The following is a 16372-nucleotide window of genomic DNA, read 5'->3' as shown; positions in this document are numbered from 1 at the left end:
TTTTTCCCCGGCCCGGCGCTATATACGACGGCGACGTTTGAGCGCGACAGCCGCCAGGATCGCCAGAGAAACCAGCGCCGCATACGTGGACGGCTCGGGAATCACGCTCGTGGACTGGACCAACTGGAGCGCGGTAAAGGCCGAGTGCTCCTCCATGTCCCAGGTGATCTCGAACGTCGAGATGTCCGCGATTCCGGAGACATCCCACGTCCACGTGAAGTTGTCATCCTCGAGCGTGGGCGTGACGACGAACGAATCGCCGGTGGTGTTCTGGTTGACGATCAGGGTGAGATTCTGCGGGCCATACTCCTCCGGGTTCATCGTTCCGAAAACCTGAAAGGTGATCGTGTTCACTCCGGCCAGCGCATCGGAGACGATCACCGAAAGCGTCGGCGTCGCGAAGAGGGTGTAGAAGTAGTTGTTTCCTCCTCCCCCGAAGTCTCCATACAAGTACAGACTGTCGGCTCCATTGATCAGGTGGAGGACGCCGCCGCCGGTGGACCCGGCGTCGGGATTCACCTGCTTGTCGGCGGTCCACTCGGGATGATTCGAGGGAGACCAGTCGGTCCAGAGGTCGGTGACCACAGTCTGCGCCGCCAGCCGGGCGGAGCCGGCCAGCAGGAGGGCGGAAATGAGAAATAAACGGTAGTTAAATTTCATGACAAAAATGAAAAATCCGGGTTCAGTGAACGGAAGGTTTGCGGTAGCGCCGGGCGATCACGCCGGCCAGAACGAGCGCGCCGCAAATGGCCGCATACGTGGACGGCTCCGGTACGGCCGACGGCGTCACGGTGATCGCCACGGTGTCGAACGAGAAGCCGAACCCGAGCTGGTCCTCCAGGCTGCTGAAGAGAATCGAAAAATCCTCCCCGGCTCCGATCGAGAGATTGTCCCAGCGATATTCGTACACATAAAAACTCACGCCCGTTCCTCCGGTGGAGGTATTCGTACCATCCGAAGACGCATAACGGTCGACCGACTCCACGCCGGTCGCGGACACGCCGTCGAGCGTCACATCGAAGGCGATCTGGCGTTCCCAGTCCAAATCGAGGAAGGGTGAATGCTTGATCTGAAGCACGATGCTCTCGATCGAGAACGTCGCGACTCCGCTGATACTGAAGTCGTAAGGCCCGGTGGTCAGTCGGCCGCTCAGACCATCCAGCGATGGACCGGAAAAACCGGGACCGGTGGCGGTCTGCGAAAGACTGACCGTGAACCCGTCGTCGTTGATGCCGATTTGCGAGGCGAGACCGGTGAATTGCGGTTCGGTCCCGAAGTATTCCCAGGCGGCGAAGCCGGACGAAGAATCCGTCGGCGTGGTGATTCCCGGCCCGAGGACGATCTGGGCCTGCGAGGCGGCGGTGATTGCCAGCCCGAAGAAGGCGGCAAGGAGTGGTAGCGTTTTATGCATGTTGTAGTCTGTTTCTTTCGGTTACCCCGGAGCCCGTTCGATACAGGAAGGCACGAGAGCCCTCCCTCGACGGGATCGGGAAATGGGTCGGGGTACTGCAAGCGGCGCCTGCGCAGATCTCGCTCCGCGCTCGCCACGCCGGGAGACGGCCGGGGCCTGTTTTCCCGGCCAAAAATGACAGGAAGACGCGAAGCGCCCGGAGCAGGCGCAGGACAGATGATCACTCCGTCCGGCCGCTCCGCGTCTCTCCTGAAAACTTCAGTCCCGCCGGCCAGGGACACCGCGCCGGCGCAGGCAGGCTCCGGCATGGCGATGCCCGGATGCTGCCAACAGAATTCCCGGATTGCATGCCTGCAGCTCTCTGAACCACAGGCATGCGTCTTCTGTCCAGAGGATTACGACGATTGGGTAATCACGATCGACGAGAAGGTTGAATGTTCGATAAGGCTCCATTCAAACCAGAACTCGCTAACATTTGCCGGCAGGGTCCATGTATAGGTAAGATCCCACAACGTGCCGCTAACCACCGGAGTGGGCACCGGAAGCGAATAAACGGTCGAAGAACCGGTCACCTTGTAATACAGGACCAGATTCTGCGGACCATAATCCTCATTCCAGGTTTCACCGAAGAAAAGCTCCACCGTGCTGACCCCGGAAAGCACCGCGCCGGGAGTGAGCTCCAGGTCCGGTGTATCGAACAGCGTGTAGTAGTAGTTGCCAGCGGTGTCGCCGTAGAGGCCGCCACCGCTGGCGTAGAGTTCGCCACCGGTGGAATCGTCTGCATAGACAAGCGGCGTCCACTCGTCGTGATGGCTGGCATACCAGTTGGTCCAGGTGTCGGTGAGGGTGGCGGCGGAAGCGGCGACACTGGCCGCGAGGAGGCTGGCGGCGAAGGCCACGAGCCGAATGCATGAGGTTTTCATGATTTTATCTGGATTTGCGATTTCGTTTTGAACCCCGGCGCGGAAGTGCGACGGGAAGCGGTCAGGAACGCCACTTCTTTTGCCAAAAGGCCAAGGCGATCGCCCCTGCGCCGAAGAGGGCGGTATAGGTGGCGGGCTCGGGAACGGCGGTGAGGCTTACGTTGTCGAGCCAGAGTGCTGCGGTCCCAACGCCATAATGAGCAATAGAAAAGATATAGGTGTTACTTTCCTCGGCTGTGAAGACATATTCAGATGTGTCCCATACATTCGCTGCCAATTGAAGTGGATAAATGACATCGATCACGGTTTCGGTGTCTGAATAGACGCTAAGCTTGTAAGATATTGCCGAGTTACTGTTAACGATCAGACGCAAAACATCAAAAGACAGTTTATAGGTGACACCCGCCTCCAAGGTCACCTCTTGCCAGAGCGGACCTGCATCGCGTTGTAATGCCACGACCTGATTGCCATCCGATGCGTTAGTCGACTGGCGATGGGTGATGACATTGAGTCCGCTCCCGGTATAGCCCTCTCCACCGAAGTTCCATCCGACAAGCCAATTGGTCGAATTTTCGGCATCGGCGGAATCGCCGGGCAGCAGGTTGTAAAAACTGGCGGTCAAGACGCCTTCCTCGAAGCTGCCGTTGACGATGAGGTTTTGAGCTCCTGCTGTGGAGGCAAGAACAATGGCGCCGACCATGATACTGTAGATTTGTTTTTTCATGCTGTTTATAGATGAGTGAGCTTCAGAGTGTGTTTCAGATGGTGGCTGATGTTTTCAGGCTTACTGCTTCCGGTTTCCCCGACGGCCAAGAAGAACCGCTCCGAGAGCCATTCCTCCGACAATCGCCGCCCAGGTGGAGGGTTCGGGAATCGCGGAACCTATCGTCAGGTCGGCACCGAGCATCGACTGGTGAACCGGCACCGGCAGATCGATGCTGATCGACGTAATGCCTTCGATACCCGACAGGTCCCATTCCCACAGAAAATTATAGTAAGTGCCGGCCATGCCGGAAACGATGTCGGAATAATAACCGTCCCCCAGAATCGACCCCGTCGGCGTACCCTGATAAACGTAGGTGACCCCACCGACAACATAACTCAGCACCGGCCCGCCGACATAGTTGAGGACCCCTTCCGAAATGGCGTTGAGGGTATGATTGTAATACTGGCCGGTTTCCGGGTCATTCGGATCGGGATTTTCGTGGCCGTAATCACCGTGATCCTGGTTGTTGTAATCGAAGAACAGGATGGCATCGGGGTTGCCCTGGACGGGGTAGGAGCTGTTGGGATCCTCATTCCAGAAATCCGGGTTGGCCATCTGGACGGCCTGCAACGAAACCTTGCCGATGGAAAAATCGGTCGCTGAGGTCGAGAAGTTGACGGCGTAGTCATTCGAAAAGCTGTAAAAGCCATAGGACGCCTTGTACCCCGAGGCAAAAGGAGTGACCGTGCCGGAGCCGGAAATCGGTGTCAGGTTGGTGTTTCTATTGCTGAAATCCACCCAGCGGGTGCTTGCCTGTTGTGGACTGATGACCAGATCCTGCAAGAGTGCCTCCGAGACAGGAATGAGAGGATTAGGTGTAGGCGCTGGTTGTGCGTAGAGCAAGGTGCCACAGAGCAGGCTTCCGGCAAGGATACCGATACGAGTATAGTTTGTGTTCATGGTTTTGTGCGTTGTCAGGTTGATGCGGACAATGGAGAACCTTTCACGCCCCTGTCGGGGAGTGACGGTAAAACGAGAGGGTTGGCAGAAATCGGATTATGAACCGGCTACCGAACGCCGCCGCCAGAGGGCGAAGCCGAGTGTGCAGACGCCAAAAATCGCGGCCCAGGTAGCGGGTTCGGGGACGGGTGAGCCGGAGACGTCGGCCAGTTGGGCGGTGCCGGCACCAAGATTGAAGTTTCCTAGAATGGCGCTAATGGGGTCCGTGTAATCACGAAGTGCCGTATCAGCATAAAACGGGAAATAGAAGCTACGCACCACACTGTCTTCGAGGTAGCTTGCCACTGCCGTCCAGTTGGTCGAAGTGAGAAGCAACCATCCGGCATCCCCCGCAGAGAGGTCCCGCTGATCATAGGCCCACAGATAAAGCTGGGAGCCGGATGTGATAATGGATTGATCGGACAAGATCAAAGAGGTCGACCACACGCCGCTTGTATCTACGTAGCCTGGCGCGCCCGATGTCAGCCAATGGTCGCGCCATTCTCCGGTATTGTCCGAAGTCGGGGTGAATCCGGCGGAAAAAGCGCCGAGTTGCAAACTCAACCCGGAGGAGATTACCAAGCCCGAGGCGTCGCTCAATGTAATGAGAGTTATCTCATTACTATTTGTAAACTCATATTGAGTGGCATGGCCCAGCGTTGGAGCCAACAGCAGGAGGAATGACGGTATTATCAGTTTTTTCATATCTGCGGGAGTTGGTTAATAGGGAAGAAGAATGAGGTAGTCGGAATTGGCCTTCTGACGTTTAATAATAAACGCCTGATCGCCTTGCAGGAGCGGGCTGTCAGCGTAGTTGTATGGGTCGCCCGACTTTATCCATGAGGAGCCGTTGCTGGAGAGCGTGTATTGGACGAATCCGGCTTGAGTGAATATCTGGATGGCATCCGCGAGGAAGGAAACCGCATGCCCGGTCCATCGGAGGGATGTTTCTTGGCTGGAATCGACAAACGCACCGATCTGGTTGGGACTCCGGTGCAAGGGCCAAGGCAAAGCCACAAATTGCGAACCAACCTTCAGGTTAAACCGGAATACGTTGGCACGGACGGAGCCCTCTTGGAAGAGGGTTTTGGCCTGGGTGAGCTTGACCAGAATCCCGACTCCAGGAGGGATGGGCAGATAACGCTGATCCCCACCGATACCGGCCGTCGTCCAAGTGGAACCATTGGCGTTCAGCGAGTATTGTCTGAATCCGGTGGCCTCAAACACTTGGATGGCATCCGCGAGGAAAGAAACGGCATGCCCGGTTAACCCGCCTTCAAACAGCCCTTGTATCTGCGTGAGCGTGATATGCCGACGGACAGCGACAGCGTTGCCAGCCAGTTCGGCGAAGCGGTCGGCGGGGAGGGTATTGCGCGTGTAGTCCGAGGAGAGAACCACGGTCTTGTTACCCGCCGCGATGGTGGCAACCACGTTGATGTCGAGGCGTTCGCCTTCGAGGGGACCGGAGATCACTTCGAGGTAGAAGGGATAGTCCGACTCGGGAGCGAGGAGCGCACCGATATTGGAGCCAGAGGCACCGCCGAGGGTGAGGGTGTGGTCGGAAACGGCATCCACGGTGGCTGCATACACGGCTTCGTTGAGGAGCGGGAGGCCGAGCGAGGAAGTGCCGGCAGGCAGGTTCATCGCCTGGAAGCCCCTCGGCGCGTCCTTCACCGTATCGGTGGTTGCGGTGACGGTGAGTCGCAGGAACCTGCGCGTATGGTCGGCGATCAGTTCGGCGTCCTCGGCGGTATAGGAACCGGCAACGTTTTCCTCACCGGTGCTGGTGAAGACGGTTTCCCATGTACCCGCAGACAGGTCACTCGTCGCTTCCACCGTGTAGGTGAGATCGGGGTCGGCGATACGGTTGAAGGTCAGGGTCAGGCGCTGGCCATCCGTGCTCTTGCCGATGGTGACGGCTTCGGTGCTGTCGCTGAGCAGTGGGTCGAGGCCGAGGGCGTATTCGAACAGGTTGGACAGACCGTCGCCTTCCGGGTCGGCGGTATCAGCGGCGTCGCCTTCGTTGACCGTCGTGCCGAAATGCGTTTGTCGCCAGTCTTCGAGCAGGGAGAGCGTAGCGGCAGGAACCACCGAAACGCTGGCCGAATCCGCCGTCTTGTCGCCGGTGGCCATGGCCGTGACGATGTAATGGTATTCCGTGCCGTTGACGAGGCCGGTGTCGGTAAACGTCGTGGTCGTGATGCCGGTGGCGATTTCCGTCCAGGGTCCTTCGGCGCTGGCGGCGCGTTTCACGCTGTAAGCCGAGGCGGGAGCATAGGCGGCGTGCGCCGGGGCTCCATCGGCCCAGGTCAATGTCGCGGTGGTGTTACCTGGAGTAGCCACAAGATCAGCCGGCGGCGCTGGCAAGGTATGGATGACTTGCTGCCAAGTGTCGCCGAGATCGAGTTGCACGCCGATGGTGGAGGCGGAATGGATGACCGGCTGGATGACCTCGATGCCCGTCACCGTGCCTTCGACTACGGAAAGATCCCACTGGTAGGCGAAACTGTAGTAGTTGCCCTGAAAGCCGCCGACCTGCAAATGCACCGGGCCGCCGATAATATCCCATGCCACCGGCGCGAGCACCGTGGTTGTGGAAGGATTTTCGGCGGTCGTGCAGAGGAGGAGCGGACCTCCGAAGTAACCATCGAGCAGATCGTCGAGGGCGGCGAGTGCGGGGACGTAGCCATATTCGTCCGTGGGGTTGTCTTCCTCGTCACCGCCATAGTCATCGTCTTCGTTCCACCAGTTCGTGTGCTTGTGGATGAGATGCTCCTCCATGGAATAGCTCGGATGACGCATTTCCACGACCTGGAGAACCACCGTTTTGATCGCCAGGTCCGTGGTGGAGACGACGGCCTGCACACCGAAGTCGGCGCTGTAGTTGTAAAAACCGGCTCCGGCCGACCAGGCTCCTCCGATGGCCTGGATACGGCTGGAATAACGGGCGGCGCCGGTCGTGTCCCAGTCCGGAGCCAGAGGGTCGGTGTCGTCCCGGGTCAATCCGTAGTAGTACTCATGCTCCAGCGGATTGTCCGGCTCCCAACCGATGTAATCGACGAAAGCGTCCCAACTGTACTGGTTGGCATTGCTGATATTGGTCCATTTGACCGTCTGCTGCTGACCGGCATCAAGCGTGATGGTCTGGAGCACCTGGTTGGAGGGAGCCGTCTGGCTCCGGAGGAGCGAAACGGGGATTGCGACGGTCAGGGCCGCAACGAACAGGGATGGATAAAACCGGAGTGGAAGCATGGAAGGAGAAGATGGTTTTCTGATGATAGGTCAGAGCACTCCATCAGAGGATTGCCTTGGGCCTCCATTTGGGGTTATCTGTGGCCCGGGCCTCCTCGGCCCACAGGCGCATGTCACGAAGCTCCGCACAGGTATAAAGCTTCACATGACCATCGAGGAAGGCGACGACCGCCTTGCCGGAATTTCGGAACGAGACATAGCCGTATTTTTCGTCCATGCTGATATCGGCCGGCTGTTCAGTGAGATTTTTAGAGGGCCATTTGGGAACGGGGGCCTCCAGGCGGAAATAGCCAGCGCGGATATCCTTGGGGTCGGCCGTATTCCGCCCGTTGGCCGATGTAAAAACGATGAGACCGGAGGGGAGTGTCGCCTCGTTAACCCTGCGGACGGCAACTTGCTCTTTCATCGACCCTCCTGCAAGACCGCCGACTCCATCCATGTTCATACCAAAGGTAGTAAAAAGTGAGAGATGGTAAGCAGCACCGGCGGTGCCGTGCCTGGACACGAGTTCCTGGTAGTAAAAGGCCTGTTCGTTGACGTAGAGCGTGTTGATGAAACGGTTCCCCAAGTAGGGACGGATCGCGTGAACCCAGGAGGCGCTGACCATGTCGCCACCTCCGTATTCTCCGCCAAACCCCTGCCCGGTCTCATCGTATTTGGCTTCCGAGTCATCCTTGCCGGCGAGAAGGCGGTCACGGTTGTCGATCGGATAGGTGAGATAGGCGACCATGAGTTGCTTGGCGGCAGAAATCTCGCGGGCGGTGTAGGCCATTCGTCGCGCCTTGCCCACAGCAGCGAGGACGAGCGCCGCCAGCACCCCGATGATCGTGATCACCGCGAGGAGCTCGATGAGCGTGAAGCCGGGGGCCGCGACTGCCGGATGAAATGTTCTGCGCTGGATGGAAGACCGTATCATTTATTTCTGAGAACCGGTCTCATATTAGCAGAAAGCCACCTCTCGCCGCGTTCCCGTGCTTGCTGATTTGTCACAAGTTTTTGTGCCAATCGGCTAGCTGCAGGGAGCGATACCCTCCCGACGATGTGCCTCCCGCCATGGTTGATTCAACCTAAGCCCTTAAACAAAGGTTGGTTAATTCTGAATCCAGTTCCGATCCATAAATGAGACAAAGTCTCATTATTTGAGAATTTAACCAGATCACCGACTCATACCGGATGCCGGCGTTTGTTGGCCCCGTCTCCGCATTGACGCCCGGGCCAGACGCGCCGACGCTGGCGGCTTCTTCCCACCATGCCGCTCTCGCCCTCCGATACCCGTGAACTGCTGGCCCGGCTCGGCCACACGCCGAAGCGTTTCCTCGGGCAAAACTTCCTCGTGGACGGCAACATCGTAAAAAAATCGCTCGAACTCGCCGGCGTCGCGCCCGGCGACACCGTGGTCGAGATCGGCCCCGGCCTCGGCACGCTCACCCGCGCCCTGCTCGAAGCCGGCGCCTGCGTATGGGCGGTGGAGCGCGACGCCACCCTGCACGCCCACCTCGCCGGCACGCTTGCGAAAGAATTTCCGGCAACCTTTCACCTCCTGGAAGGCGACGCCGTCGAACACCCGCTGGCCGCGTTGCCGGTCGGCAAGGAGGAGGCGGATTCTTCGACCTCCGCCCCTGCCTTCAAAATCGTGGCCAACCTCCCCTACGCGATCTCCACGCCGTGGATGGATGCCGTGCTCTCCGGTCCGCTACCCGCGCGGATGGTCCTCATGCTCCAGCTCGAGGCCGCCCAGCGCTACACCGCGCAGCCGGGCACCAAGCTTTTTGGAGCCATCTCGGTTTTCCTGCAAAACGCCTTCGACGCCGCGCCCGGCCACCGCGTCTCGGGCGCCTGTTTTCATCCGCGACCCGATGTCGATTCGTGCCTGCTCCACCTCGTCCGCAAACCGCAGCCGTTCGTCTTCCGTCCGGAGGTGAAGGCGGTGATCCGCGGCTGCTTCCAGCAACGCCGCAAACAGATCCGCCCGCTCCTGCGCAGCCGGCTTCCCGACGAGGGCCGGGCGTGGCTCGCACGCCTCGAAGCCACCGGCCGGCTCGGTCCGGCCTCGCGCCCGGAAGAAATCCCGGCCCCCCTCTGGCGCGAACTGGATGCGCTCGCATTCCCGACACCCTGATTTTCCTTTCCCGCGCGTTTTCCGTTTTCCCACCTGCCCCATTTCGCTCTCCGCCATCACATTCTCCGCAGCCGTAATAAATACCAGCGCCTCAAAACCTCTGAATTTTCACACAAAGATCGCAAAGAACGCGAAGTTTCTGAAAAACAAATCTTTGCGTCCTTTGCGATCTTTGTGTGAAATCAGAAACAATCCTTTTTCCCTCCATGCTCACGTTTCCCCAGATCATCGTCATCCTGCTCGTCGGCACCGGGTCGGGCTGGCTTGTCCACGTCCTTGGCAAGGGCCGGCGTCCGCTGCTCCCGTTGTATCTGGTGGCCGGCATCGCCGGCGCGCTGGTCGGCGGTCCGCTCCTGCGGCTGCTCGGCCTCGTGGCAGCCAACCTCCTGGGCACCGGTGTCGCCGCACTCATCGGCGCCCTGCTGCTGCTGTTGCCGCTGCGCTGGCTGAAACGCTGACCGCACACGCGCAGCGGCCGGCCGCCATCCCCGAATTACCCCGCCCGCTTGCGCGACCTGACGGCGCCGTTACTGTTGGCCGCATGGAAAAAAACTCCGCCTCGTCGCCTGCGTCTGTTTCCCGTCGCGCCGCTCTCAAGACCCTCGGAGCCGGGCTCTTTGCCGCCGGTTCTCTCGCCGGCGCCCTCTCACGCCTGGCGGCCGATCCGAAGGCCCCTTCCAGCCCTGCAGCCGTCGATCCGCACAAATGGAGCGCTCCGCCGACCGGGGCCGCCTCCGCGCTCGCCCAGCCGTTTTCCCTGCCCTCCCTCCCCTACGCGCCTGACGCCCTCGAGCCGGCCATCGACGCCCGCACGATGACGATCCACTACACCAAACATCATCAGACCTACATCACCAACGCCAACGCCGCGCTCAAGCCCCTGCCCGAGCTCCATTCACGAACCGCCGAACAACTGCTGGAAAACCTCGACGCCCTCCCCGAAGACATCCGCACCGCGGTGCGCAACAATGTGGGCGGTCATGCCAACCACTCCTTTTTCTGGCCGCTGCTCGCCGCACCGGCCGAATATACGCCCGGCCCGCTGCGCGCCGACATCGTCGCCACCTTTGGCAGTCTCGATGCCTTCATCGCCGAGTTCAACCAGGCCGCCGCCTCGCGGTTCGGCAGCGGCTGGGCGTGGCTGGTCCGGAAAGACGGCAAGCTCGCCGTCATCTCGACCGCCAACCAGGATTCGCCGCTCAGCCTCGGCGCCCGTCCCGTCATCGGCCTCGATGTCTGGGAACACGCCTATTATCTCAATTACCAGAATCGCCGCCCCGACTACGTGAAAGCGTTCTGGACGATCCTCAACTGGGACCAGGCGGAAGCCAACTACGCCACGGCGCAACAGGTGTAACTGCCAGAACCGGAATCAGCCGCGAAAGAGCGCAAAATATCATTCCGTCCGGTGTGAATCTCCCGCGCGCTTATAAGCGCGATGGTGGGCTTCATCCGCATCAGGATTTTTGCGCTCTTTCGCGGCTGATTCCGCTTATTCCCCTTCGATTGCGGCCCGGGCCCGCCCCGGATTTTGCGGTTATTCCGATCCGTGCAAGGCCCGCCAGACGTCGTCCGTGAATCGCATGTAGCGCATGCCGGTCCGGAAATCCGTCAGCCGCACCGGCGCGCCTTCGCGGATGCTCGCCACGAAATCGGCCTCCACCCGCCATTCGCCGCGATCCGCGGCGGCGATCTCCACACGCTCGGCCGCGCCCGCCGCCGCACCCTGTCCGGCCAAGCGCCGCGAGAGCCACAGTTCGCCGCGCGCCAGATCGTAAAACAACCCGCCCTCGCTGCCGGAAATGCGCACTTCGTTGCGCGGCGCAGTCGTATCGACGCCGCTCAGATGGATGCGCAACAACGCGCCCGTCTTCGGGAAACGACCGAGCACGGTCAGGCTTTCGGGGATACGCACGCGGTACGGCCGTCCGTCGCCACCCTGTCTTTCTTCTGTAAATACAGCGCCATGCGCCGCGCGCACGTCGGCGTCGTCGTCCAGCCAGCGCAGCAGCGCCTCATAGTGGATGCCCATCGTCATGATATTGTGTCCGCTCCATTCGAGGTTCTGCCGCCATGTCAGCGGAGCGGACGGGTCGGCCTGCGCGGCGTTCGTCTGCACCACGCTGACCTCGCGGATCTGCCCGAGCGCGCCCTCGGCGAGCAAGCGGCGGATGGTCGCATCGCAAGCCAATGTCAGCGGGGCAGGCACGATTTGCGCGACGATGCCGGGCTGCGCGGCCCGGGCCTGCAGCCAGGCCGCGAGCATGGCGCCGGCCTCGTCGCCGTTGCGCGCCATCCGCGCCTCGGTGAGGACGTGTTTGCCCGCGCGCAACGCCGCGATGGACACCGGCGCGTGCAGGTAAGGCCACGTGCCGATGCACACGGCGTCGATGTCCGGTGCGTCGACGATCCCGCGCCAGTCGGCCGCCACGCGCGCGATGCCGAATTCCCTTGCCACCCGCGCCGAAGATTCGGGCGTCCGGTTGGCCACCGCCACGAGTTCGACACCCGGCAACGCCCGGAATCCGGGCAGATGACGGAGCCGGGTATTTTCACCCGCGCCCACAAAACCGATACGAAGAGGAGAAACCCGAGGGATGCCGCTGCTTGCCATGGAGAAAACCGGACGCGTTTTTGGCGTGGAGGCAAACTTTCCGTGCAGGAGTGGCGCGGGCGGGACCGCCCGCGCCACATCGCAAGGCCGGTCAACGCTCACTCCAGGCCGAAGACCGCCTTCGCGTAGTTTTCCGCCTGGAAGGGTTGCAGGTCTTCGGGCTGTTCGCCGAGACCGAGGAAATAGATCGGCAGCTTCAGTTCGCGCCAGATGCCCACGATGGCGCCGCCGCGCGAGGTGCCGTCGAGCTTCGTCACGACCAGGCCGGTGAGGCCGAAACTTTTGTGAAACACCTTGGCCTGCTCGATCGAGTTGGTGCCGAGCGAGCCGTCCACCACGATCCAGGCATGGTGCGGCGCGGCGGGGTCGTTTTTCCGGAGCACCCGGCGGATTTTTGCCAGTTCCTCCATGAGGTTGCTCTTGGTGTGGAGGCGGCCGGCGGTGTCCACGATCAGGTAATCGCAACCCCGCGCCTTCGCCGCCTGCCAGGCGTCGAAGGCCACGGCGGCGGCATCCGCGCCGGTGTGGCTGGCCACGATCGGCAGGTCGAGCCGCGTGGCCCACGACTTGAGCTGCTCGACGGCGGCGGCCCGGAACGTGTCGCAGGCGGCGAGCATGACGGACTTGCCGTCCTGCTTGAGCAGCCAGCCGAGCTTGGCCGATGTCGTGGTTTTACCGCTACCGTTGACGCCGATCATCACGATCACGGTCGGCGAACCGGCCGCCTGCGCCTCGGGCGAGGGGGCGAGCGCCACCTCGCTGCCGGCAAGCGCCCGTGTGAGCACGGAGGCGCCGATGCGGGCGGCGTCCTGACCGCGGAGATCCTTGTCCTTGCGGTGGGCGGTCTTGATTTCGGCGAGGATTTCCTCGGTCGTCTCCACGCCGAAATCCGCCGTGTAGAGCGCTTCCTCCAGCGTTTCGAGCGAGGAGGCGTCGATGGAACGCCCGCCGAACAGGCCGCGCGTTTTTTCCGTGATGGCGGCGACGGTCTTCGCGAAGCCGTCCTTGAATTTTTTGAACAGACCGAACATGGGCGTCCGCTTGCGAGGGGCTGTGGTTGCCGGTTATTCGGTGCCGACCTTGCGCGCATCACGGCCGACCTGGTCCTTGAGGCGGTCGAGGATGCCGTTGATGAAACGCTTGGCGTCGGCGTTGGAATATTCCTTGGAAAGGTTGACCGCCTCGTTGATCGAGACGACCGGGGGCACGTCCTTGCGGAAAATCATTTCGTAGATCGCCAGCCGGAGGATCGCCAGGTCGATGCGGGCGATGCGGTCGAATTCCCAGTTCTGCGCCAGCGTGCGGATGCGGCCGTCGATGTCGGCGATGTTTTGCAGCACGCCGTGGATCACTTCTTCGGCGTAGGCGTAGTGCTCGCGCGGATTGGGCAGGGTTTCGAAAAACGTGCGCAGGTCCTCGGCGAGGTTGGACGGGGAATTGAGACTCCACGCAAACAGGTATTGCATGGCGGCGGCGCGGCTGTCGCGGCGCTGGGCGAAAAGGGCTTTGCTCATCGGGAGGCGGAGGTGGAGGAAGCGGATGCGGCGGTGGATGTTTCGGAAGAAAGCGACCGTTTCAGCGCCGCCATCTCGAGCGCGGCGCGGGCGAATTCGGCGCCGCGGTTGACCGGCCCGCGACAACGGTCCTCGGCCTGCTGCGCGTTTTCGGCGACCACCACGCCGACGATGACCGGCACGCCGGCGTCGAGCGACACGCGGTGCAGCCCTTGCTGCGAGGCTTCGGCGACGAGCTGATAATGAAGGGTGTCGCCGCGGATGATGACGCCGAGGCCGATCACGGCATCGAGTGCCGGCTGGCGGCGAAGCAGGAGCTGCGTCGCGACGGGAAGCTCGTTGGAGCCGGGCACGCGCAGGACGGTCACATCCCCGGACGCCGCGCCGGCGGCGAGAAGCTGGTCGCGCACCTGGGCGACGAGGGCGTCCACCAGTTCGGGGTTGTAGCGGGCGGCGACGATACCGAAGGAAAAACCGGCGGCGTTGATGGTGGCGGGTGCTGGCGCGTCGAGACTCATGGTTGGCGAAACCGCAACGTGTGCGCCGCACCCGCGGGCGGGGCAACTTCTTTTATCGGAGAGGCTGGCGGGGCAGCCGCGAATCCCGGAGCCGGAAGGCCGGCAATCCGCTGCTGCCCGGGCTCTTCTCAGCGATGCTCGATCACCTCGGCGAGCGGGAAACGCACCTTGGGCGTGGTCGCATACTTGTCGTTCACGGAACGATAGCCGGCGGCCACCGCGCCGAGCGTGGCGTAGCCGGTGCCGGCCAGGCCGAGGATCTCGTCGTATTTTGCCGGATCGAGCCCTTCGATCGGACAGGTGTCGATGCCGAGCACGGCCGCCGTCGTCATGAACTGGCCGAACGCAATGTAAACCTGGCGCGACGACCAGCCATCGAGTTTGCCGTTGGCCGTGTACGCATTGACGGTGCCCATAATGGCCTTCTTGAACGGCGCCAGCGCCTCCACCGTGGTGCCGCGGACCTCGGCGGTGCGGACCAGGTAGCGGTCGATCCAGGCCTCGTCGATGCCCTTGCGCACGAGCAGCACCACGTAGCGGGCGGCATCCGTGACCTGACCCTGACCCCAGGTGACGGCCTTCAGCTTTTCGCGGAGTTCGGGCGTGTCGATTACCAGAAATTTCCATGGCTGGATGCCGAACGACGACGGCGCGAGCACGAGGGATTTTTCCAGGACGGCCCAGTCGGCGTCGCTGATCTTGCGCTGCGCATCGAATTGCTTCGTCGCATAACGCGATTCGAGAGCGGTTAACACCTGTTGATGATCGAGAAGAGGCTTCATGCGGGCACAGGTATGCCGCCCGCGGCACGGGTGCAAGCGCGTCATGCCAGGTTTTTCGGGCAATTTACCTGGCGGGAAATTCCCGTCTTCCCCTCGCGCCTCCGGCCCGCTAATCCGTTTCCCTTTATGTCCACGTCCACGCTCAAATTCGCCGTTCTTCCTGGAGACTACATCGGACCCGAGGTCATGACCGAGGCCCTTCGCGTGCTCGAACACGTCGCGAAGCAGGAAAACCTCGCTCTCTCGTACCGGACCGCCGACGTCGGCGGCGCCGGCATCGACAACCACGGCAAGGCCCTGCCCGAGTCCACCCTCGCCCTCTGCCGCGAATCCGACGCCATCCTCTTCGGCTCCGTCGGCGGCCCGAAGTGGGAAAAACTCCCCCCGGCCGAGCAGCCCGAGCGCGCCGCGCTCCTGCCGCTGCGCAAGGCGTTCAGCCTCTTCGCCAACATCCGCCCCGGCCTCCTGTACAAGGACCTCGTCGACGCCTCCCCGCTCAAGCCCGAGCGCATCCCCAACGGCATCGACATCGTCTGCATCCGCGAGCTCACCGGCGGCATCTATTTCGGCCAGCCCAAGTCCACGACCACACTCGAAAACGGCGAACAGCAGGCGATCGACACCATGGTTTACAAGACCAGCGAGATCGAACGCATTGCCGAGGTGGCCGCCGTCACCGCCCGCGCCCGCGGCAAAAAAGTCTGCTCGGTGGACAAGGCCAACGTCCTCGAAACCTCCGTCCTCTGGCGCAAGGTGGTCACCGCGTACTTCGCGAAAAACCATCCCGACCTCGCCCTCTCGCACATGTACGTGGACAACGCCGCCATGCAGCTCGCGCGCGATCCCAACCAGTTCGACGTGCTGTTTACGGAAAACATGTTCGGCGACATCCTTTCCGACGAGATGGCCGTCATCTGCGGTTCGCTCGGCATGCTCAGCAGCGCCTCGCTCGGCACCGGCAAAAATTCCCTCGGCAAGCCCTTCGGCCTCTACGAACCGGCCGGCGGCACCGCGCCCGACATCGCGGGCAAGGGCCTGGCCAACCCCTGCGCGCAAATCCTCAGCGGCGCGCTGATGTTGCGTTACAGCTTCGGCCTCGACGCCCTCGCCACCCGCATCGAGGCGGCGGTGAGAAAGACCGTCGCCGTGGACGGCCACCGCACCGGCGACATCGCCTTTGGCCGCCCGAGCATCGGCACCAGGGCGATGGCCGACGCCATCATCGCGAATCTCTGAGTCGCACACCTGGTTCGCTTCAAACGGAACGAATATCAGCCGACACGGCTTCCCGACATCGGGAAGCCGTTTTTTTGTTCCGATCTCTGGCTGCGAGGAAGTGGTATGGGCATCCTGCCCATGAGCGTTGCCTCTCCGTATGAAACGAGCTTCCGTCCCGTGTTTCACATCGGACGCCGGCGGTGCTTCGCGCCGTCCACGCCCAAGATGGCCGCGCCACACGGCACGCGCCCGCAGACATTTCTTTGAATTACACCGTCCTTTTTCTCCAAAACCCCGAATTGCCAGCATTCTGTTA

General features: G+C 61.8%; 17 protein-coding genes. 4 read left to right on the top strand and 13 right to left on the bottom strand.

The window, feature by feature from the left end:
- Positions 1-18 precede the first annotated feature (18 nt).
- The 8 genes from OPIT5_21550 to OPIT5_21515 form a co-directional block, all read right to left on the bottom strand.
- The gene (locus OPIT5_21550) at positions 19-660 is read right to left on the bottom strand and encodes a glycosyltransferase family 1 (protein AHF92455.1); all 642 of its coding nucleotides are present in this window, start codon (positions 658-660) and stop codon (positions 19-21) included.
- Between the two features lie 22 nt (positions 661-682).
- Positions 683-1411 (bottom strand): glycosyltransferase family 1, encoded by a 729-nt coding sequence (locus OPIT5_21545; protein AHF92454.1) that lies wholly within the window; start codon positions 1409-1411, stop codon positions 683-685.
- A gap of 395 nt (positions 1412-1806) precedes the next feature.
- Positions 1807-2334 (bottom strand): hypothetical protein, encoded by a 528-nt coding sequence (locus OPIT5_21540; protein AHF92453.1) that lies wholly within the window; start codon positions 2332-2334, stop codon positions 1807-1809.
- A 61-nt stretch (positions 2335-2395) separates the two neighbouring features.
- Entirely contained in the window at positions 2396-3058 is a 663-nt protein-coding gene (locus OPIT5_21535) for a PEP-CTERM motif protein (protein ID AHF92452.1), read from the bottom strand.
- A gap of 60 nt (positions 3059-3118) precedes the next feature.
- Positions 3119-4000 (bottom strand): glycosyltransferase family 1, encoded by an 882-nt coding sequence (locus OPIT5_21530; protein AHF92451.1) that lies wholly within the window; start codon positions 3998-4000, stop codon positions 3119-3121.
- 96 nt (positions 4001-4096) lie between these two features.
- A complete protein-coding gene (locus tag OPIT5_21525) occupies positions 4097-4744 on the bottom strand; it encodes an exosortase (GenBank protein AHF92450.1) in 648 nt (215 codons plus the stop codon).
- A gap of 15 nt (positions 4745-4759) precedes the next feature.
- Positions 4760-7291: a fibronectin gene (locus tag OPIT5_21520; GenBank protein AHF92449.1), complete on the bottom strand. Its 2532-nt coding sequence runs from the start codon at positions 7289-7291 to the stop codon at positions 4760-4762.
- A 43-nt stretch (positions 7292-7334) separates the two neighbouring features.
- Positions 7335-8207, bottom strand: coding sequence for an N-terminal cleavage protein (locus tag OPIT5_21515; GenBank protein ID AHF92448.1), 873 nt, complete (start codon positions 8205-8207; stop codon positions 7335-7337).
- Positions 8208-8540: 333 nt separating this feature from the next.
- On the opposite strand from OPIT5_21515, the gene OPIT5_21510 reads away from it, so the two are divergent.
- Positions 8541-9410: a 16S rRNA methyltransferase gene (locus tag OPIT5_21510; protein AHF92447.1), complete on the top strand. Its 870-nt coding sequence runs from the start codon at positions 8541-8543 to the stop codon at positions 9408-9410.
- Positions 9385-10767, top strand: a complete 1383-nt coding sequence (locus OPIT5_21505; GenBank protein AHF92446.1) for a superoxide dismutase — start codon at positions 9385-9387, stop codon at positions 10765-10767. Before OPIT5_21510 ends, OPIT5_21505 begins: the two co-directional genes overlap by 26 nt.
- Before the next feature lie 180 nt (positions 10768-10947).
- On the opposite strand, the gene OPIT5_21500 is transcribed toward OPIT5_21505, so the two are convergent.
- The 5 genes from OPIT5_21500 to OPIT5_21480 all read right to left on the bottom strand — a co-directional run bounded on the left by OPIT5_21500 (position 10948) and on the right by OPIT5_21480 (position 14838).
- Positions 10948-12024, bottom strand: coding sequence for an oxidoreductase (locus OPIT5_21500; GenBank protein ID AHF92445.1), 1077 nt, complete (start codon positions 12022-12024; stop codon positions 10948-10950).
- Positions 12025-12122: 98 nt separating this feature from the next.
- Complete coding sequence (locus OPIT5_21495) at positions 12123-13055, bottom strand: cell division protein FtsY (protein AHF92444.1); 933 nt, start codon at positions 13053-13055, stop codon at positions 12123-12125.
- Between the two features lie 33 nt (positions 13056-13088).
- Positions 13089-13538: a nitrogen utilization protein B gene (locus tag OPIT5_21490; GenBank protein ID AHF92443.1), complete on the bottom strand. Its 450-nt coding sequence runs from the start codon at positions 13536-13538 to the stop codon at positions 13089-13091.
- Positions 13535-14056 (bottom strand): riboflavin synthase, encoded by a 522-nt coding sequence (locus OPIT5_21485; protein ID AHF92442.1) that lies wholly within the window; start codon positions 14054-14056, stop codon positions 13535-13537. Before OPIT5_21485 ends, OPIT5_21490 begins: the two co-directional genes overlap by 4 nt.
- Positions 14057-14184: 128 nt before the next feature.
- Positions 14185-14838: a nitroreductase gene (locus OPIT5_21480; GenBank protein AHF92441.1), complete on the bottom strand. Its 654-nt coding sequence runs from the start codon at positions 14836-14838 to the stop codon at positions 14185-14187.
- A 126-nt stretch (positions 14839-14964) separates the two neighbouring features.
- Between OPIT5_21480 and OPIT5_21475 the strand changes: the two genes are divergently transcribed.
- The gene (locus tag OPIT5_21475) at positions 14965-16074 is read left to right on the top strand and encodes a 3-isopropylmalate dehydrogenase (protein ID AHF92440.1); all 1110 of its coding nucleotides are present in this window, start codon (positions 14965-14967) and stop codon (positions 16072-16074) included.
- A gap of 105 nt (positions 16075-16179) precedes the next feature.
- The gene (locus tag OPIT5_21470) at positions 16180-16323 is read left to right on the top strand and encodes a hypothetical protein (GenBank protein ID AHF94582.1); all 144 of its coding nucleotides are present in this window, start codon (positions 16180-16182) and stop codon (positions 16321-16323) included.
- The last annotated feature ends 49 nt before the right edge of the window (positions 16324-16372 follow it).

Source organism: Opitutaceae bacterium TAV5, assembly GCA_000242935.3.
In the GTDB taxonomy this organism is placed as follows: Bacteria; Verrucomicrobiota; Verrucomicrobiia; order Opitutales; family Opitutaceae; genus Geminisphaera.
The sequence above is the reverse complement of the archived record's forward strand: the minus strand, read 5'-3'. Positions and strand labels throughout refer to the sequence as shown.